The sequence below is a fragment of the Roseovarius sp. SK2 genome, assembly GCF_028807495.1.
GTDB lineage: Bacteria > Pseudomonadota > Alphaproteobacteria > Rhodobacterales > Rhodobacteraceae > Roseovarius > Roseovarius confluentis.
The window spans coordinates 154,356-171,924 of the sequence record NZ_JARAMK010000012.1 but is presented as its reverse complement, the minus strand read 5'-3'; the positions used below and the strand labels follow the sequence as shown (position 1 = coordinate 171,924).

The following is a 17,569-nucleotide window of genomic DNA, read 5'->3' as shown; positions in this document are numbered from 1 at the left end:
CTTTTTCCGATCCGGCATATGCTGGTTTTTCTGGGCACTCACAGTGGCTTCGGTTTACCTGGCGATCAGGCGAGGTTCGAGGTGACGTCGGATGACTCCTCTTAATAAAATTGACGTTAACGAATAGCGCGGCTCCGCTCGATTCGGAGTAGCGCTTCTCATCGTTGTCCTTGACCGCCAGCTCTCGGCGTCAGGTGCCCATGCTCTAAGGCAAAGTCGGTGAAAGACACCGCCGCCTAACGGGCTGTGTCGGCCTAAAGGCGGGCCTTACTTTCCGGCTTTCAGAAACTCCTTGATCAGGAATAGTATAAGCCGACCAGAATAACCCTAATCTTCTCCTCGGCCGAGCAATGCTCGCGGGTCTCCCGTTTAATCCGTGACCGACTTGTCAGCGGCCTCCTCCCGTTATCGGGCCTCGTTTTGCAAGGAATTTTCTCAAACGCCTAGATCTGTTGGGTGGGTGCTGGCTTCAGACAAAAATAATATGCACAACTTGAGGTCAGGCATTTTCGTTGCAGTTCCTTAAAGCGCTGGCGATGAGACTATAAAGACGCGCCGTTTCCTCGTCGGCATCCTTGGCATCCAGTTCGAGACTGCGCGCCAGAACCTCCCGCTCCTTGGGCGACATGATCGCGCCTTCGACCAGGCTCAAAACGACTTTGACTGCTGCCTTGCGCAGATAGATAATTTCCCGCTCAAGGGCGACGATACGATCTTCTTTTGTCACCTCTCATCACTCCAGCAATTAATTTCTTCTTTGAAGCCGCTTCACCAAAATTCAGCGCATCCTTTTGGCGCAATTTCAAAAGTTTCCCAATAGCCGAGGCTGAGTTTGCTATGTCTGTTTCTTGCCCATTCCATTCCGCTCTACACATACCTGTGCTTCATGCAAGATAGATTGCAATATTTCCTTTGCCGGTCGGATACTATGTATTGACCCTGCGCACTGACCGGCAAAGAGGGCGAGTTGATCCAGATCGCCCTGCATCGAGCGCAGCGGGGAATCCGTGCTCCAGCGATAGATCGGCTTGCCGTCCTCGTCCGCGATCCGGTGGCGGGGGATCGTGTCGGGGTCGTGGCCGAACAGCCGGTCGCCCAGACTGTCGGTGACGGCGGAGCGCAGCACGCGGACCGCGGCGCCCTTGGGCCAGTTGATGACGAAGGCGTCCGTATGGACCGTCTCGTCCGACGCCGCCTGCACGACGCGCTGCTTGTGAAGGTCATGGGCAAAGGATTCCGTGGCCGCCAGGAAGGCCGTGCCGCAGTGGATGCCCTGCGCACCGAGTGCCATGGCCGCGACGAGGCCGCGTCCGGTTGCGAAACCGCCCGAAGCGATGACAGGCAATTCGATAGCGGCGGCCACCTGCGGCACCAGAACCAGCGAGGATACGGTGCCGTGCACATGTCCGCCGGCCTCGACGCCCTGGGCGATGATCGCGACCGCGCCGGCCGCTTCCGCGGCGCGAGCCTGGCCCACCGATCCCACCTGGTAGACGACCTGCATGCCAAGGTCGTTGGCGCGCGCGACGGCCTCGGGCATGACATCCCAGAAGAAGACCAGGGTTTCGATGCCTTCGTTCTTGCAGGTCTTCAGTTGTTCGGTGAACAGGTCGGGGTCGGTCGCAGCCGGGATCAGGTTGACCCCGAATGCGCGGTCGGTTCGGTGTCGCGCCTCTGCGATTTCGCGCCTTATCAGGTCGCAAGGTTCGCGGACCATGCCGAGGCATCCGAACCCGCCCGCATCGGAGACCGCCGCCGCCAGTTTCGCGCGTGCCACGCCGCCCATGCCTGCCTGAAGGACCGGGTAATCGCAGCCGAGAATGTCGCAGATCGGTTGGTGCAGTAGGCCGCGCATCAGGTGTCGGATCTTCGTTCGAGATAGTCCTTGAGCGCGACGGCGTTGTTGTGACGCTCGTCCTTCGCGCCGTAGATCAGCGTGACGCGGCCTTCGCGCACCTGACCGGCGATCCGGTCGACGGCGTCGCGCCGTTTGTCGAGCTCCGCGAAAAACGCGTCGCGGAACTCATCCCACCTTTCGGGGTCGTGGTTGAACCATTGGCGCAGGTCCTTGCTGGGGGCGACGTCCTTTTCCCATGCCACGATATCCAGGTCCTCCTTGGACACGCCGCGCGGCCAGACCCGGTCGACCAGAATGCGCGTGCCGTCATTCGCATGCGCCTCGGCATAGGCGCGCTTGGTCCAGATCTGCGTCATTGCGCTTGGTCCCGGGCCGGGTCGACGAGAATCATGTCGTCCATCGCGATGTCGTGGGGTTGCGGATAGATCGTGCGGAGTGTCGAGACAACGTGCCCGACACCAATTGCGCGGGCCCTCGGTGAGAGACTGGCCAACGTCCGGTCGTAGAAGCCGCCACCGTATCCCAGCCGGAATCCTGCCGCATCGGCGCCGACCACTGGCGAGATCACGATGTCGGGCGCGAGGCGCGTGTCATTGTCCGGAACTGGGATTTTCCAGACACCGCGCCGCATGGAGCATCCCGGGGTCCATTCCCGGAACACGAGCGGCTTTGCCTTATCCACGACTTCGGGCAGGGCGATGCGGCCGCCGCGCTCTGTAACGCGGCGCATCCAGTCGCGAAGATCGGGTTCGCCCCGGAACGGCCAGTAGACGCCGATGACGGGTTTCGAGGCGAGATCCACGGTTTTGTCCAGGGTCGCGGCGATGTGGCGTGATGTTGCCTGTCGGGTATTGACCGAGAGTTCGAGGCGTTTCTCGATCAGGTCCTCGCGCTGAAGCTTGCGCCAGAGAGCGATTTCCGGCCAGTTCCCCGGGTCGGGAGGTGACACGGCCCGCGCATGGTCGTCGAACGCGTGCATGTAGCAGGGGGAGGATGCGTATCCTCTGTCGGTCATTTCTGTCTCCGTCTGCTGTGGGACGTGAAAAAGCCCCCGTCGCATGGGTCACATGCCGCACGAGGTGAACCCGCGAAGTCAACGCCACTATCGGCCACATGGTGCAATCGTAAAAACGAATTTAATTGTTATGTCATATCGGATTTTCCGATATTATGGTGCGATATGAATATCGAACATGCACGCACGTTCCTTGCGGTGTCCGACAGCGGCAGTTTCGTTGCCGCGGCCGACATGCTGCACATCACGCAATCGACGGTCAGTGCGCGGATCCATGCGCTGGAGCAGCTGCTGGGCAGACGGCTTTTCACCCGTAGCAAGGCCGGCGCGGTCCTGACGCATGACGGCGAGCGGTTCCTGGTCCACGCAGGGCAGATGGTGCGCGCGCTGGAGCAGGCGCAGCGGGAGATCGGCCTGCCCGGAAGATTTTCCGCCCGCATCAATATCGGCGCGCGAATAGGCCTTTGGGAAGCATTCCTGACTCCATGGCTTGCGGATATCAGCGTGGCCCGACCGGATCTGTCATTTCGCGCGGAGATCGGTTTCGAGCCGGAATTGATGCAGGGGATCATCGATGGCCGTCTGGATATCGCGGCGATGTATACCCCGCAACGGCGGCCGAACCTGGAACTGCTTCCGTTGTTCACCGAACGCCTGGTCATGGTGACCTCCGACCCCGAGGGCGCGATGACACCCGACGCGTATATCCATGTCGATTGGGGGCCGGAATTCTCGGATCAGTTCAGTGCGGGGTTCCCGGGTTTTCCCAGTCCGTTCCTGACGGTCAATATCGGCTGGCTGGGGTTGCAGCATTTGCTGGTGCGCCGTGGCTGCGGCTATTTCCCGGAGAGGCTGATCGAGCGACACATCCGGACGGGCGACTTGCAAACGGTGGCGCGCGCGCCGGTTTTCGACCTTCCCGCCTGGGTGCTTATCCGCGAGGAGCGCGACTTTGACGTGATCGACCCGATCCTCGAGCAGGTTCGTGCGTTCAGATGATATGAAGGCCGGATTGACGGTTCGGTCAGTTGCGTTGTTGAACCTTTCGCAATGTGATGAAAGTTTGTGCATATCTTGCCGGGAGGCGTGTCGTTGCACATTCTGAAATCACTTGGCCCTGCGGTTACGCGTGTTTCCGGCGTCGAGGCCCTTCGGGCAGGGCTTGGCGTCCTGATCGGGCTGGGGCTGACCGGACTGCTCGTACTGTCGCCGACTGTCGACCTGCAACTAGGGCTGTACCTTGTCGCCCCCTTCGGCGCCACGTCCGTTCTGTTGTTCGCGATCCCGAACAGCCCGCTCGCACAACCCTGGTCCGCGATTGTCGGCAATACGATAGCAGCACTGGTCGGAGTCGCCGTTTGCCTATGGGTCGACGATCCCGCCCTGAGGGTCGGCCTTGCCGTGGGACTGGCCGTAACCGCGACGATGCTGTGTCGCGCCGTCCACCCGCCGGCGGGTGCGGTGGCCATGACGGCGGCCCTGTCGCCCGATGCCATCGCGCATCTGGGGTTCTGGTTCGCGATTGCACCGATTGGCGTGGGTACCGTGGCGCTTGTGGTTCTTGCGACGATCTATGCGCGTTTGACGGGGCGGCACTACCCGTTTCGGCAGTTCGATGACCCAAGCCAGCACGGGACTGGCGACCGAAATCCGACCGAACGGCTAGGGCTGTCCGAGGATGAACTGACAAACATCCTGGAGCGCTACAGCCAGTCCTTCAACCTTGGGGTCGAGGACCTGGCGCGCCTGATCGGGGCAGCGGAGATGCAGGCCGCGGCACATCACTCCGTTCCGGTGACGGCGCAGGACATCATGTCTCGGGACCTTGTCACGATCCACCCCGAAACGCCGCTGAGCGATGTCGCGGACCTGTTCCGGCAGCATCGTTTCACGTCCCTTCCTGTCGTCGAGCAGGACGAGAAGTTCCTTGGAGTCATCTTCCAGATCCACTTGATCCGCCAGGCAAGAGAGGATGCCTTGCGTCTTGACCGCGGATACGCAGCCGCCTTGCGACGCCTGCTGGACCGAAGCCGCGAAAATCCGACAAAGGCCGGGGATATCATGAGTGTCGCCGGTCCCCGTGCGATGGCCGATACGCCCATCGGGGCGTTGCTGCCGATGATGGCCGACGGGGGGACGGATGCGGTTCCTGTTCTGGAAAAAGACAAGATAATCGGCATCGTTACACGAACGGACCTTGTCGCGGCGCTGGCGAGAAACGTGGTGCGAACAAACCCGAATTAGGTAGATGTGCGGCTACGGAGTTCGGTTGCGGTAAAAGTACTTGATCAACTCAATGGATCGGGCGATGGCGGAGGCCGCGTCGGTGGAACGCGACTATGGAGAATTGGCCCCAACTTGCAGTCAAATCGGGAGCGAAATGACTAAAACGCACGACGTAACCGAAGCCAAGCGACCGTGGCCGAGTCCTTATGTTCAGGTTGGAGGGCTCGTCGCCGGAATGGCGTTAATTGCGCTTGGTAATGGACTGATGGCAACTTACGTGCCGGTACGCCTCGATCAGGCGGGACTCGGGCAGCGCAATGTTGGGCTCGTTGTGACGGCGTATGCTGCGGGCATGTTGCTTGGATGCCTTCTGTCGGGGCATATGGTGCGTCGCAGCGGTCACGTGCGTGCATTCACATCGCTGGCGGCCATCGGCACGATTTCGGCGCTTTTGCTGGCCCTCGACGTAGGTTTATATTCCTGGGGCGGACTGCGGGTATTGGGCGGGTTCTGCACGACCGGAATGTTCATGGTGGCTCAAAGCTGGCTGAACGCCGTGACCATCTCGAATTGGCGCGGGCGGGTCATGGCACTGTTTTACATAAGCTACACGCTTGGACTCGCCGGCGGCGCACTTCTTATGCGGGCGGTGGATATCGAAGGAACGGCGGCCCTGATGCTGCTTGCGGGTCTTTACGCAGCGGCCGTGATCCCGGTCGGGCTTACGCGGTTGCAGCAGCCAGCGCCGCCCGAGCGCATAGCGGTCCGACCGATTGCAGTTTACCGGATTTCACCCGTAGGCTTGGTAGGTGCGTTCGTGTCGGGCGGCCTAGGCATGACGATGATGGGTGTTGGCCCGATGTATGGCACCGAGGTCGGTCTGGAGCCGGGCGACATCGCATTGCTGATTGCAGCCCTCCAGGGCGGTAACATGATTATACAATGGCCACTCGGCTGGCTCAGCGACAGTATGGATCGACGTAAAGTCATTCTTGGCGCAGGGCTCGGCGTCTCGGCGGTGTCGGTTGTGATTGCGGGTGGCGGCGCAGCACTCAGCGGCGATGGTTTTTGGGCACTTCTCGTGCTGTTCGCAATTTGGGGTGGACTCGCGGAGTCGCTTTACACGATCTCAACCGCTCACACCAATGACCACACGGATCCGGCCGATCACGTGATGGTTTCATCCACGATTCTGATTATGTGGGCGAGCGGAGCAACAATTGGTCCGGCGGTGGCGACCGCGGCTCTTGAGTTTGCCGGTACGTCAGGGCTTTGGGCGTTCTTCCTGGCGGAAGCAAGCTTCTTCGCCGCTTTCGTTCTCTGGCGCTTGGCCCAACGAGGTCGTCCGGATGCAGAAAGCCAGGAAAGCTTCCAAAGTTGGCCGGCCTCCGCGCCACCTATTCCCGAGTGGAATCCTAATGCTCCAGAGACAGAGTGAACCGCAGGTTTGCATCACCGGGAGGATAGCGCAGCAGTCAAATAAGGATCGGTCCTGATAATCGCCTATACTTCCATTGTCGCTCACGAGCTGGCAGCGCTTTTACTTTCGGCGTCCACGCCCGCCAAAGAGAGTAAACTCGGACATAAGGGCGAGGAGCAGCCCTTCAGGAACCAGGACTGATCTATTAATCGGAGTTGATTCCCAATCCGGATAATGGTCTCGGCACGGTGCGATGTCTGCAATTGGGGTAGGGCGGTCGGGCTTGAGCACTGCTCCCGACCTACTTGTCACCTGCGCGGAGAACGTTTGGTCCGCGTGCAAAAACAGCCATTTTGAAGAACCGATTGAACAAACCTCGGTACTTTCGGGCATCGAGGGATCAAAGGACATTTCGCGTGCTTTCCTGGATTTGGCGAAAACATGGTTTCGTGTCATGCGAACCTGCGGTGTCCGTCTCCATAATTGTTATGAGAAGCATTCGGGCTCGAAACCCTAAAGGGTTGTAAAATTCTGGGAGAAACGCAGTATATTGACGAACTATCAATGGCCTACGGAGTTTCGCGTTGACTTTCGTTTTGGCACGGCGCCCTTGGAAAAGGCGACACCGGCGATGCCGGTGTCGCTAAGGGATCGCCCAACGGGAGACTGAAGGGCGACCATCTCGGAAAGTGAACTGACGCTGAAGTGCAATTCCTGATATGTCGTTTTATTCCAATCGTTTTTGGATTTTCATCAGCTTGGCCCCGAAAATCTCGGCATGCGTATAGTAACTAAGGCACTTTCGCGGGGTTGAGCTGAAACTCTTACAGATCAACCGAACCTAGGGGCGCGCCGGAGTCGGCTGTGCAAGAGGACTTAGCCCTTGTAGTAGACGTCCTTCTCGATGACCTTGCCATTGCGGAATGTCCAGACATCGCAGCCCTTGATGTCGATCCCCGCGGACGGGGCCTGCACTCGCCAGGAGGTATAGGCCCGGTCGCCGGACAGAAAGCTGACCGCCTCGTTCCAGGCGACGTCCGGCTGTTGGGCAAAGCGGGTTTCGAAGGCTGACGCGATGGCGTCGGCGCCTTCGATCGGCGTGCCGGTCTGGCTGTTACCCGCCGGTGCGATCATGACTGCGTCGGGCGCGAAATAGGACATGACCCGGTCGAGGTCATGTTCGTTGAAGGCGGCCAGCATGTCGTTCAGCATGGCCTCGGTGAAGGTGTCTTCGGGCATGATCTTTCCTTTCATCCCAGAATGAAGTCGCGGCAGCGGGCGAACAGGGGGCTTGCCGGATCGGCAAGGCTGTTGAGCAGGTCGAAGTGGTCGTCGTCGCCGCTGTTGTAGCGGTCGACGGGGCGATTCGGCGACTGGTACAGAGCCGCGTAATTGTCGGACTGGCGGTGGAATTCCTCGGTCTCGCCGCCGCCGACGATGACAAGCTGAGGCGCATTGCCGACCGGTGGCTGCTGCATCGGGCTCATGCTGGCGACCTCGGCGTCGTCGATGGACAGGGCATCGTTGATCGTTGTGTCCCTGAGAGGACCGAGATCGAAGAGCGCGGACATCGGCATGCCCCGGCTCACCGGGGCCACGGGCAGGGCCGGGTCGACGGTGGAAAAATCCGTGGCCATGATCATGCCGGTGATCTGCCCTCCGGCGGAATGGCCGCCGACCACCAGCCTGTCGCGGTTGCCCGGCACGCGGTCGGTATCCAGAATGGTCTTTGCCACGGCGGCGCGGGCCTGTCCGACGATTCCGGTGATGCTGGTTGCCGGACAGAGCGTGTAGCCCGCAAGGACCACGGTGATCCCGCAGTCGACGAACGCTTCGCCGAGAAAGCTGTAGATCTTGCGGTCGCCACGCTGCCAGTAGCCGCCGTGGAAATAGACGAGGATCGGTCCCCTTGGGTCGTCGGACGGAAAGACATCCATCTGGTCGTCGGGGCCGTCGCCATACGCCAGGTCGAGCGTGCACTTGCGCGTCGCGCGTGTCCGTTCGCTGCGTTTTTCCCAATCGGGCACGACAGCGGAATTGTAGTCGGGCCGGAGGAGACGCAGGTTGTACTGCATCTCCATCTCGTCCCGGGAAAACCGTGTTTCCTTGAGGGTCATGTGGGCCATCCGTTCAGTTCTGTTCTTTCAGGAGGTAGCACCGGCTTTCCGAAACCGGCGTGAAGGCGTCGTCCGCGGAAATGGTGGCGACCTTCTCGTAATAGTCCCAGGGGCCGGTGCTTTGGTCCGGGGATTTCACGCGGAACAGGTACATGTCACGCATCATCCGGCCGTCTTCGCGGATGTAGCCGTCCTTGACGAAGAAGTCGTTGATCGGCATTTCCTTCATCTTGGCCATGACGGCGGCATGGTCTTCGGTGCCGGCGGCCTCGACTGCCTTGAGGTAGTGCATGGTCGAGCTGTAGACGCCGGCCTGGGACATGTTGGGCATCTTACCCATCTTTTCCATGTAACGGTTGGAGAATGCCCGGGTCTCTTCGTCGAGGTCCCAGTAGAAGGCGGATGTCAGCAGCATGCCCTGCGCGGTTTCCAGCCCGAGCGCGTCGACCTCGTTGATATAGACCAAGAGGCCGGCCAGCTGCCGGTCGTCGCCCTGGCCGATGCCGAACTCGGCCGCCTGCTTGATGGCGTTCGACGTGTCCGCGCCGGCGGTGGCGAAGGCGATGACGTTGGCGTCGGAGGATTGCGCCTGGATCAGGGCAGAGGAATAGTCGCCCGCGTTCAGTGGCACCAGCACCGACCCGACGGTTTCGCCGCCTTCGCTGGCGACGGCGTCTTCCGCCTGTGCCTGGAAGTCGTGGCCGAAGGTGTAATCGACGGTGACGAAGAACCACTTGTCGCCGCCGCCGCGCACCACGGCCTTGCCGGTGGAGGTGGCCAGCGCGTAGGTGTCATAGACATAGTGGATGGTGTTGGGGTTGCAGCTTTCGTTCGTGAAGCGCGGCGAGCCCGAGATGTTCATGATCATCAGGCGGTCCTTCTCGACCGCGATCTCGCTGACGGCCAATCCGGCCGAGGACATGTTGCTGTCGACGATCGCGTCGACGGCCTCCACGTCGAACCATTCGCGCGCGATGGATGTCGCGATGTCGACCTTGTTCTGCATGTCGGCGTGGACCACCTCGATCGGCTTGCCCAGAACGGTGCCGCCGAAATCCTCGACCGCCATTTCGGCGGCGGTGACAGAGCCCTGTCCGGCCACGTCGGAATAGTTGCCGGTCATGTCCATCAGCAGGCCGACCTTGATGGCGTCGGGACCCGCGAAGGCAGGAAGCGGCGAGAGCGCGGTGCCCGCGATCAGCGCCGCGGTCGTGATTGCCTTGAATGTCATTTTTCTGTCCTGTTGGTTGGATCGGTTTCTGGGGTGTTCGGCGTGGAGCGGCGTTGGGCCCAGGCCTGGGCGAGGGACCTTGCCGTTCCGGCCACGCCTTTCCGGAACATCATGACGCAAAGGATGAAGGCCGCGCCGAGGATGACCGGGGCGGGCAGGGTCGACCGGGCGAGGAATTGTTCCAGCCCGCCGATGATGAAGGCGCCCACCACGGGGCCGAGAAAAGTGCCGATGCCGCCGACAAGCGTCATGAGAACGACCTCGCCGGACATCTGCCACGTCACGTCGACCAGCGTCGCGATCTGGAAGGACATCGCCTTGAGACCGCCCGCCAGTCCCGCCAGCCCCGCCGAAAAGGTGAAGGCGGCCAGTTTGTAGAGCGTCGGGTTGTAGCCCAGCGATATGGCGCGCGGCTCGTTTTCGCGGATGGCCTCGAGGATCATGCCGAAGGGGGACTGAACAATCCGCCAGACCAGTGCGAAGGCCAGGACCGTCAGCGCAAGCACGGTGAAGTAGAGGGCAAGCGGGTCGGCCAGGTCCACGACGCCAAGGAAATGGCCGGGGGTGATCCCGCGGATCCCGTCCTCGCCGCCGGTAAAGGGGGCCTGAAGATAGATGAAATAGACCATCTGGCCGAGCGCGAGAGTGATCATCGCGAAGTAGATGCCCTGTCGCCGGACGGCGAGGAAGCCGATCACCGCGCCGAGGGCCGCCGACATGGCGACCGCGAAGAGCAGGGCCAGTTCGGGCGTCAGATTCCAGCGGGCCAGGGCCTGCGCGGACATGTAGGCGCCTGTCCCGAAGAAGGCCGCATGTCCGAAGGACAAAAGCCCCACATATCCCAGCAGAAGGTGGAATGCCGCCGCGAACAGGGCGAAGCACAGCAGCTTGATCAGGAAGATCGGATAGAAGACCAGCGGCGCGATGCAGAGCAGGAGCAGTAACGCCAGTCCGGGAAGGAGCGGGGAGCGCGGCATTCAGGCCTCCTTGCCGAAGAGGCCCGCGGGCCGCAGCAGAAGCATCAGCGCCATCACCACGAAGATCACGACCGAGGATGCCGCGGGGTAGAAGACCTTGGTCAGACCCTCGATCACGCCCATGCCGTAGCCGGTGATGATTGCCCCGGACAGAGAGCCCATCCCGCCGGTCACCACCACGGCGAAGACGACGATGATGAGGTTTGTGCCCATCAGCGGCGTGACCTGGTAGATCGGTGCGGCCAGCACGCCCGACAGGCCGGCCAGCGCGGCGCCAAGCACGTAGGCCGATGCGGTCAGCAGCGAGACGTTGATGCCGAAGCAGCTTACAAGGTCGGGGTTTTCCGTCGCGGCCCGCAGATATGCGCCCAGCCGCGTGCGTTCGATCAGCAGCCACACCGCGAGACAGGTCACGAGCGAGGCCAGCACCACGAAACCGCGATACTTGGGCACGATGACAAAGCCGAGATCCCAGATGCCGCGAAGCGCGTCGGGCGCCGTGAAGGGTTTGCCGGCCGCGCCGAACCAGTAGCGGTACATGCCCTCGACCATCAGCGCGATGCCGAAGGTCAGCAGCAGGCCGTAGAGGTGATCGAGATGGTAGATGCTGCGCAGGAACGCGCGTTCGACCAGCAGGCCGAACAACCCGACCGCCAGCGGCGCAATGACCAGCGCGGCCCAGAAGTTCAGCCCGATCCAGGCCTGGGTCATCCAGGCGGCAAAGGCCCCCATCATGTAAAGCGCGCCATGGGCGAAGTTGATCACGCGCAGAAGCCCGAAAATGATGGCGAGGCCAAGGCTGAGCAGGGCATAGAACGAACCGTTGATCAGGCCGATCAGGACCTGGCCCAGGATCAGCTGTGGTGAGGCGCCGAATATTTCCATGGCTCTGGTCTTTCCCCTGGTGATCCGGCGTTCAGACGCCGAGATGGTTTTGCAGGCTTTCGGCGTGGCGGGCCGCCTCGCGTGCGGTGAAGGTTTCGATGATGCGCCCGTGTTCCATGACGCAGGTCCGGTCCGCGACGGCCTGGGCAAAGGCGAGGCTCTGTTCGACCAGAAGCACCGAATAGCCGCGGGTCTTCAGCATCGTGACGACCTCGGCGATGCGCTCGACGATGACCGGGGCCAGGCCCTCGGTCGGCTCGTCCAGAAAGATCGTGCGCCCGCCGGCCCGCAGAACGCGCGCAATCGCGAGCATTTGCTGTTCGCCGCCCGACAGCCGCATACCGGGGCTGTGGCGCCGCTCTGCAAGGTTCGGGAAGAGTTCGTAGATTTCGCCGATCTCGAGCCCGCCCGGCGCGATGACCGGGGGCAGCAGAAGGTTCTCCTGTGCCGTCAGGGATGCGAAGATGCCGCGTTCTTCGGGAACATAGGCCAGTCCGAGCCGCGCGATGGCATGAGATTTCCGGCCGATCGTCTGCTGACCGTGGATGACGACCGAACCGCTGCGTCGCGGGATGGCGCCCATGATCGCACGCAGGGTCGATGTCTTGCCGGCGCCGTTGCGCCCCAGAAGCGCGAGCGTCTCGCCCTTGGCCAGGTGCAGGTCGACACCGTGAAGGACGTGGCTTTCGCCATACCATGCGTGCAGGCCGGTCACTATCAGGACGGGATCAGGCATGGGCCGTTCCACCAATATAGGCGCGGCGCACCTCGGCATTGGCGCGAATCTCGGCATAGGTGCCCTCGGCCAGTTTTTCGCCGCGGGCCAGAACGGTGATCCGGTCGCTGAGTTCGGCGACGGCCCTGAGATTGTGTTCGACCATCAGGACGGTGCGGTCGCGCGCGACGCTGCGGATCAGCCCGGTGACGTGCGCCACGTCCTCGGTGCCCATGCCCGCCATGGGTTCGTCGAGCAGCAGCATCCTTGGGTCCAGTGCGAGCGTGGTCGCGATTTCAAGAGCGCGCTTGCGTCCGTAGGACAGGTCGCCTGCCCGGCGATGGGCGAAGTCGGCAAGCTGGACATCCTGCAGGAGCGCATGGGCGCGCGCGTCGAAACCGGCCAGCGCCGCGCGGGACCGCCACCAAGTCATGCCAAGCCCGCCGGGCCGCTGAAGCGCCACCCGGACATTTTCAAGCGCGGTCAGTGCGGGAAAGACCGACGATATCTGGAACGACCGGACCAGCCCCAGCCTTGCAACGCGATGCGTCGCCATACGCGTGATGTCCTTGTCGTCGAACAGGATCCGCCCTCCGGTGCAGTCGAGCACCCGGGTCAGAAGGTTGAAAACGGTCGTTTTGCCCGCGCCGTTCGGCCCGATCAGCGCATGGACCTGGCCCGCCCGGACATCGAGATCGAGATCCTTCACGGCGAAGAAGCCGCGAAATTCACGGCTGAGGCGGCGCGCTTCGAGAAAGGCGGGTTGGGTGGTCGTCACGGCGACGCGTTCCTGTTGTTTTATATTCCGGTTTTCGGAATATATTCCGATATATAAAATATGTATAACTTGTAAAAAGGGGGGGGCGTCAATCGAAATCTTGCCGGGACCACCAGAAACTCTGCGCGGACGGGCAGCTGCATCCGAAATGTGTAGACATTGCGAACAGGCTGGATTGACCGGCCCTGTTCGGGATATCGGAGAACGGACATGTCCAAGGATTCGCCTCGCACCCCGCCGATTGACCGTTACTTCATGCTGCTTGAACTTCTGGCAGGAAGGGCAGATGGCCTGTCTTTGCAGGATATCGCCGTCATGGCCGCGCTGCCGAAGGCCAGCTTGCACCGGCAGCTAGCCGTGATGCAGGCCGCCGGACTTGTCGACCGGGCCGACGGCAGTACCCGCTATACGCTGGGCGACCGGGCGCGCCGCCTTGCCACGCTGATGGCGGGCACCGAGTTCATCGAGACGGTCGCCGGGGGGCTGCTGCGGGCGCTGTCGCGCGAGTTCGACGAGACCTGCTACATGGCGCGGCTGGAGGGGGAGACCGTCCGCTCGGTCTTGATGGAGTCACCGCGTAGCCCGTGGCGAGGCTACGTGGTGCCGGGACGGTCGATGATGGCCCATGCCAACGCGTCGGCCAAAGCGATCATGGCGCACCAGCCGCCGGAGATGATCGAAAGCGTCCTGAAGGGCAGCCTGCCCGCGCTGACCCGGTTCACCCAGACCGACGCGCGGATCGTGAAGCAGGAATTCGAAACGGTCCGACGCGAGGGGCACGCGACCTGCATCGACGAAGTCGAGGAAGGGCTGGCCGCATTTGCGGTACCCGTCCTGTTCGAGGACGGCGGGGTCCGGTTTGCTCTTGCTACGGTCGGACCCAAGGCGCGGATACTGGAAATGATCGAGCAAGGCGCGATTTCGCGCTTCCGTTCCGGGGCGGATGCGTTGGCGCGCGCCGTGCGCATCGACTACCAGCCGACAAAATTTGAAGGTTGAAAGAAGAGGTAGCGGGCAAGCCTCAGGCCTCTAGATGCTGAACGAGCATCGAGATATGCCACCAGTCGAAAATGTCGCGCACCGGCCGCGGAACCGCGCGACCACCAGACTTGGCTGTATTGGCTCGCCATCGGAAACCATCCTAGTTGGATGCTGACCGTCCCAACCCTGCGAAACCGGAGCTGGACGGAGCTGCTTGGCGGAGAGTGCTGCTTCGGCGTCAGGCCGAGCCAGCCAACGTAGTTCCTCGCCGAGCCGAAGTTGCTCACATCCGGTGTCGTCGCGGCGATGGCCGTTGCGGTTAGAACTCCGACTCCCGCGATAGATGCCAGTCGTCGGCTCACCTCGTTCTGCCGGTGAACCTCCCCGATCTCGTCGGTTAGACGATCGATCCGCGCCTGTGTCTCGGCGAGTTGATCGAACAGCGCCCGGAGCGGCGGACGAGCGGCCTCCGGCAAGGTGTCCAGTTCCTCTGCCAGGTCCGCCACGCGCTTCGATCACTTCGCCGTCACGATCCCGAACTCGGCCATGCTGGCCGGGATCGCATTGCACCTCTGCGTAACCTGCCCGTCAAGGAAGCCCCTCGCTCGGCGCAAAACGAGCGCTGCAGAATCCGCTTCGCTCTTCGCGGGAGCGAACCGTATTGAGGGTCTCATCACCGTCTCGCAGATCGCTTCGGCATCGGCCGCACTGTCTTGCCGCGCTTGACGTAGGGCTTCACGTAGGACGGCTGCACCAGCCGCACCTCATGGCCAATCTCCGGCAGCCGTCGTCCCCAGTGATGCGCCCCGGAGCAGGCCTCCATGCCAATAAGACAACTGGGGCAGCCTTCGAATAACGAGAGAAACTGGTCTCGCCGGAGCTGGCGCCGCAGTACGGTCTTGCCGTCGGTGTCGACACCATGAACCTGAATAGCGTTCTTGGCGACATCGACGCCGACTGTGTTAACTTCAAACATGGATGGCTTCTTCTGTTGGGACAAGGACCGTCCATTAAGGCGCATCGCGACGCCGGTACGAGCAGGAGCCATCCACACCATTAATCGAACTGGCACATTCAAAACTCAAGACACTCTTGCAAACTCTTCCCACCAAACGTGTGCGGAAGCCTCTTAAAGGCTGCCGGATGTGCTGCAGATTAAATGGACGAGCTCTATGCGTTGCGGTGCGTGAAATTTCCGGGACATCATTTTTTACGTGCGAACGGCGAAAACTACGTCGGTAAAAAAAAGGGCGATCCATCCCTTTAAGCGTTCTTTTTTATCTCTAGACTACGAAAAAAGTAAGGCTGATATAAAATAATCACGAAAAACAAACTTGACAGAAGGCAAGGATCTATCGAAGGTCTGTCGGAAACTCGTGTTTCAGGTTCGAGTCATCGGAGGACGCAAATGAAAATCGGAATGCTTCAAGAGGGTGAAATCATGCCCGGCGTGAGCTATGCGCAGCGCTACGAGGAGATGATCCGCGAAGTCGTGCTGGCCGACGAGATGGGGTTTCACTGCTGGGGCACGTCCGAGCAGAAGTTCAGCCCTCCGCGGTTCACCGTGTCGGCACCCGAGGTGCTTTATGCCGCCGTGGCGCGGGAGACGCGCAACATCAAGCTGCGGATCATGTGTTCGGTCCTGCTGCAGTGGAACCATCCGCTGATCGTGGCCGAGCGGCTGGCCACGCTGGATATCGTTTCGGGCGGTCGGGCCGAGCTTGGTACCGCGCGGTCGAACAATCTTCATACCCTGTCGACCTTCGGGGTCGAGCCCAGTGACACCAAGCCGATGTGGGCGGATTCGCTGGAGGTGCTGGCCAAGGCGATGACGTCGCCGCATGTCAGCCACGACGGCCCTTACTGGTCTTTCCAAGAGCGCGAGATCGTGCCCTATTTCATCAGTGATCCGCATCCGCCGATCTACGTTGCGGCGTCATCTGCCGGATCCTGTAGGGAGGCGGGGCAGCGCGGTATCGGGGCGATCCTGTTCGAGAGCTATTTCGGCTTCGACTACATGCAGGAATGCATCGACGCCCATGCCGAGGGCGTGGCGGAAGGCACCTCGATGCTGCCGGACCGGGTAGACACGATGGGGCTGTACGTCGCCTCGGCCTTTTGCGACCACGACCGCGAGACCGCGATGGCAAAGTCGCGCGACGTGGTGCTGGGCTATGCCGGTTTCATCGCCGAGCTTTATGCGCCGCTGGCAAAGAACAACTCTTACGAATACCTCGACGCGCACATGGCGCGGTTCCTCGAGAACCGGGCGAACATGGATTTCCTGACCACCGGCACTCCGTCGGTCATGGTGGGCACGCCGGAGGATTTCATCGCGCGGCTGAAGGACCTGCAGGCGCGCGGGATCGACGAGGTGCTGCTGCGGATCGACGGGATGCCGCATGACGAGATCATGGAGTCGATCCGCCTGATCGGCGAAGAGGTCATCCCGGCCTTCGCGGAGGACGCGGTACGGGACCGGGCAGAGGCCGTCGCATCATGAACGTGCAGGCCGAGACCATGGAAGCCGGCGCGGCGGCCGATCTTTGCGGCCCGGACATGGACGTGTTCAAGGCGGCGATGTCGGACATGCCCGCTGCGGTGACGGTCGTGACCTGCCGCGACTGGCAGGGCCGGCCGGTCGGCACGACGCTGTCGGCGGTGTCGTCGCTGTCACTGGCGCCGCCGATGATGCTAGCCTGTTTCGACGTCGGATCGAACACGCTGAAGGCGCTGCTGCCGGGTGTGGATTTCCTGATCCACGTGCTGGCCGAAGGGCAGGAGAAAATTGCCTATGGCATGGCCGGCAAGGGCACCGACAAGTTCGGCGATATCGAGTGTTCTGCGGGGCCGGGCGGGTTGCCGCAGATCGCCGGATGCGCGGCGGTCATGCATTGCAGCGTGGGACAGCGTGTGCCCGGCGGCGACCACGTGATCGTCACCGGGAACGTGCGCCGGGTGACACGCGCCGGCGCGGTGCCGCTGGTCTATCACCGTCGCGCGCTGTTCCCCATTCCGACGCAAACGCAGGAGTAAACCCCTTGATACGAGTCATCGTCAATTACGGAATGCCCGCCGATAGCGCGGCGTTCGACACCCACTACACCGAGGTCCACGCCCCCCTGACCAGGGCCATGCCCCATCTGAAGGGGTTCGAGGTCAGCCGTGGTGCGGTGACCAGCAGCGACGAGAGCGCGCCGGTCTATGCCACCGCGATCCTGAGCTATGCGAACCGGTCGGACCTGGAGGCGTCGATGGCCTCGCCCGAAGGGCAGGCGGCGGTCAAGGATCTTGGAACCTTTGCAACCGGCGGCGTCACCATCGTGACTATCGACGCCGAAGAGTTGATCTGAGCCAGAAAGGCGG

At 61.9% G+C, this 17,569-nt stretch carries 20 protein-coding genes; 7 read left to right on the top strand and 13 right to left on the bottom strand.

What is annotated here, in order from left to right; genetic code table 11:
* Window positions 1–499: 499 nt before the first annotated feature.
* The 4 genes from PVV74_RS19980 to PVV74_RS19965 form a co-directional block, all read right to left on the bottom strand.
* Window positions 500–727, bottom strand: coding sequence for a hypothetical protein (locus PVV74_RS19980; RefSeq protein WP_274594396.1), 228 nt, complete (start codon window positions 725–727; stop codon window positions 500–502).
* Between the two features lie 108 nt (window positions 728–835).
* The gene (locus PVV74_RS19975; protein WP_274594395.1) at window positions 836–1,855 is read right to left on the bottom strand and encodes an NAD(P)H-dependent flavin oxidoreductase; all 1,020 of its coding nucleotides are present in this window, start codon (window positions 1,853–1,855) and stop codon (window positions 836–838) included.
* Window positions 1,855–2,214 (bottom strand): DUF488 domain-containing protein, encoded by a 360-nt coding sequence (locus PVV74_RS19970; protein WP_274594394.1) that lies wholly within the window; start codon window positions 2,212–2,214, stop codon window positions 1,855–1,857. The genes PVV74_RS19975 and PVV74_RS19970 overlap by 1 nt, the downstream gene beginning before the upstream one ends.
* Window positions 2,211–2,873: a 5-formyltetrahydrofolate cyclo-ligase gene (locus PVV74_RS19965; protein ID WP_274594393.1), complete on the bottom strand. Its 663-nt coding sequence runs from the start codon at window positions 2,871–2,873 to the stop codon at window positions 2,211–2,213. The genes PVV74_RS19970 and PVV74_RS19965 overlap by 4 nt, the downstream gene beginning before the upstream one ends.
* A 165-nt stretch (window positions 2,874–3,038) precedes the next feature.
* On the opposite strand from PVV74_RS19965, the gene PVV74_RS19960 reads away from it, so the two are divergent.
* The 3 genes from PVV74_RS19960 (at window position 3,039) to PVV74_RS19950 (ending at window position 6,537) form a co-directional block, all read left to right on the top strand.
* The gene (locus PVV74_RS19960; RefSeq protein WP_274594392.1) at window positions 3,039–3,872 is read left to right on the top strand and encodes a LysR family transcriptional regulator; all 834 of its coding nucleotides are present in this window, start codon (window positions 3,039–3,041) and stop codon (window positions 3,870–3,872) included.
* Between the two features lie 93 nt (window positions 3,873–3,965).
* Entirely contained in the window at window positions 3,966–5,117 is a 1,152-nt protein-coding gene (locus PVV74_RS19955) for an HPP family protein (protein ID WP_274594391.1), read from the top strand.
* A 136-nt stretch (window positions 5,118–5,253) separates the two neighbouring features.
* On the top strand, window positions 5,254–6,537 hold the full coding sequence (locus tag PVV74_RS19950) for an MFS transporter (RefSeq protein ID WP_274594390.1): 1,284 nt from the start codon (window positions 5,254–5,256) through the stop codon (window positions 6,535–6,537).
* A gap of 858 nt (window positions 6,538–7,395) precedes the next feature.
* Here the strand turns inward: PVV74_RS19950 and PVV74_RS19945 are convergent.
* From PVV74_RS19945 to PVV74_RS19915, 7 genes are read right to left on the bottom strand one after another with little or no spacing between them, the layout of a single operon-like run.
* Entirely contained in the window at window positions 7,396–7,758 is a 363-nt protein-coding gene (locus PVV74_RS19945; protein ID WP_274594389.1) for a nuclear transport factor 2 family protein, read from the bottom strand.
* Between the two features lie 11 nt (window positions 7,759–7,769).
* Window positions 7,770–8,636, bottom strand: a complete 867-nt coding sequence (locus PVV74_RS19940) for an alpha/beta hydrolase (protein ID WP_274594388.1) — start codon at window positions 8,634–8,636, stop codon at window positions 7,770–7,772.
* 13 nt (window positions 8,637–8,649) lie between these two features.
* On the bottom strand, window positions 8,650–9,867 hold the full coding sequence (locus PVV74_RS19935) for an ABC transporter substrate-binding protein (protein ID WP_274594387.1): 1,218 nt from the start codon (window positions 9,865–9,867) through the stop codon (window positions 8,650–8,652).
* Window positions 9,864–10,844: a branched-chain amino acid ABC transporter permease gene (locus PVV74_RS19930; RefSeq protein ID WP_274594386.1), complete on the bottom strand. Its 981-nt coding sequence runs from the start codon at window positions 10,842–10,844 to the stop codon at window positions 9,864–9,866. Before PVV74_RS19930 ends, PVV74_RS19935 begins: the two co-directional genes overlap by 4 nt.
* On the bottom strand, window positions 10,845–11,729 hold the full coding sequence (locus PVV74_RS19925) for a branched-chain amino acid ABC transporter permease (protein WP_274594385.1): 885 nt from the start codon (window positions 11,727–11,729) through the stop codon (window positions 10,845–10,847). It abuts the gene before it with no gap.
* A gap of 31 nt (window positions 11,730–11,760) precedes the next feature.
* Window positions 11,761–12,465, bottom strand: a complete 705-nt coding sequence (locus PVV74_RS19920; protein WP_274594384.1) for an ABC transporter ATP-binding protein — start codon at window positions 12,463–12,465, stop codon at window positions 11,761–11,763.
* The gene (locus PVV74_RS19915; protein ID WP_274594383.1) at window positions 12,458–13,222 is read right to left on the bottom strand and encodes an ABC transporter ATP-binding protein; all 765 of its coding nucleotides are present in this window, start codon (window positions 13,220–13,222) and stop codon (window positions 12,458–12,460) included. Before PVV74_RS19915 ends, PVV74_RS19920 begins: the two co-directional genes overlap by 8 nt.
* A 210-nt stretch (window positions 13,223–13,432) precedes the next feature.
* On the opposite strand from PVV74_RS19915, the gene PVV74_RS19910 reads away from it, so the two are divergent.
* Complete coding sequence (locus PVV74_RS19910; protein ID WP_274594382.1) at window positions 13,433–14,221, top strand: IclR family transcriptional regulator; 789 nt, start codon at window positions 13,433–13,435, stop codon at window positions 14,219–14,221.
* On the opposite strand, the gene PVV74_RS22925 is transcribed toward PVV74_RS19910, so the two are convergent.
* Together PVV74_RS22925 and PVV74_RS22920 are read right to left on the bottom strand one after the other, a co-directional pair.
* Entirely contained in the window at window positions 14,194–14,709 is a 516-nt protein-coding gene (locus PVV74_RS22925; protein WP_443217236.1) for a transposase, read from the bottom strand. The genes PVV74_RS19910 and PVV74_RS22925 overlap by 28 nt on opposite strands.
* Before the next feature lie 167 nt (window positions 14,710–14,876).
* A complete protein-coding gene (locus tag PVV74_RS22920) occupies window positions 14,877–15,179 on the bottom strand; it encodes a hypothetical protein (protein WP_443217235.1) in 303 nt (100 codons plus the stop codon).
* 432 nt (window positions 15,180–15,611) lie between these two features.
* Here PVV74_RS22920 and PVV74_RS19895 point away from each other — a divergent pair, with 432 nt between their 5' ends.
* From PVV74_RS19895 to PVV74_RS19885, 3 genes are read left to right on the top strand one after another with little or no spacing between them, the layout of a single operon-like run.
* Window positions 15,612–16,706, top strand: coding sequence for an LLM class flavin-dependent oxidoreductase (locus tag PVV74_RS19895; RefSeq protein ID WP_274594381.1), 1,095 nt, complete (start codon window positions 15,612–15,614; stop codon window positions 16,704–16,706).
* Entirely contained in the window at window positions 16,703–17,239 is a 537-nt protein-coding gene (locus tag PVV74_RS19890; RefSeq protein WP_274594380.1) for a flavin reductase family protein, read from the top strand. The genes PVV74_RS19895 and PVV74_RS19890 overlap by 4 nt, the downstream gene beginning before the upstream one ends.
* A 5-nt stretch (window positions 17,240–17,244) precedes the next feature.
* The gene (locus PVV74_RS19885; RefSeq protein ID WP_274594379.1) at window positions 17,245–17,556 is read left to right on the top strand and encodes an EthD family reductase; all 312 of its coding nucleotides are present in this window, start codon (window positions 17,245–17,247) and stop codon (window positions 17,554–17,556) included.
* Window positions 17,557–17,569 lie beyond the last annotated feature (13 nt).

What these genes read in the sequence shown, in the direction of transcription:
- PVV74_RS19920 (WP_274594384.1), bottom strand. Translation starts at nt 12,465, where the DNA reads ATGCCTGATCCCGTCCTGATAGTGACCGGCCTGCACGCATGGTATGGC.
- PVV74_RS19930 (WP_274594386.1), bottom strand. Translation starts at nt 10,844, where the DNA reads ATGCCGCGCTCCCCGCTCCTTCCCGGACTGGCGTTACTGCTCCTGCTC.
- PVV74_RS19965 (WP_274594393.1), bottom strand. Translation starts at nt 2,873, where the DNA reads ATGACCGACAGAGGATACGCATCCTCCCCCTGCTACATGCACGCGTTC.
- PVV74_RS19910 (WP_274594382.1), top strand. Translation starts at nt 13,433, where the DNA reads ATGTCCAAGGATTCGCCTCGCACCCCGCCGATTGACCGTTACTTCATG.
- PVV74_RS19935 (WP_274594387.1), bottom strand. Translation starts at nt 9,867, where the DNA reads ATGACATTCAAGGCAATCACGACCGCGGCGCTGATCGCGGGCACCGCG.
- PVV74_RS22920 (WP_443217235.1), bottom strand. Translation starts at nt 15,179, where the DNA reads ATGTTTGAAGTTAACACAGTCGGCGTCGATGTCGCCAAGAACGCTATT.
- PVV74_RS19960 (WP_274594392.1), top strand. Translation starts at nt 3,039, where the DNA reads ATGAATATCGAACATGCACGCACGTTCCTTGCGGTGTCCGACAGCGGC.
- PVV74_RS19940 (WP_274594388.1), bottom strand. Translation starts at nt 8,636, where the DNA reads ATGACCCTCAAGGAAACACGGTTTTCCCGGGACGAGATGGAGATGCAG.
- PVV74_RS19895 (WP_274594381.1), top strand. Translation starts at nt 15,612, where the DNA reads ATGAAAATCGGAATGCTTCAAGAGGGTGAAATCATGCCCGGCGTGAGC.
- PVV74_RS19950 (WP_274594390.1), top strand. Translation starts at nt 5,254, where the DNA reads ATGACTAAAACGCACGACGTAACCGAAGCCAAGCGACCGTGGCCGAGT.
- PVV74_RS19945 (WP_274594389.1), bottom strand. Translation starts at nt 7,758, where the DNA reads ATGCCCGAAGACACCTTCACCGAGGCCATGCTGAACGACATGCTGGCC.
- PVV74_RS19975 (WP_274594395.1), bottom strand. Translation starts at nt 1,855, where the DNA reads ATGCGCGGCCTACTGCACCAACCGATCTGCGACATTCTCGGCTGCGAT.
- PVV74_RS19890 (WP_274594380.1), top strand. Translation starts at nt 16,703, where the DNA reads ATGAACGTGCAGGCCGAGACCATGGAAGCCGGCGCGGCGGCCGATCTT.
- PVV74_RS19970 (WP_274594394.1), bottom strand. Translation starts at nt 2,214, where the DNA reads ATGACGCAGATCTGGACCAAGCGCGCCTATGCCGAGGCGCATGCGAAT.
- PVV74_RS19925 (WP_274594385.1), bottom strand. Translation starts at nt 11,729, where the DNA reads ATGGAAATATTCGGCGCCTCACCACAGCTGATCCTGGGCCAGGTCCTG.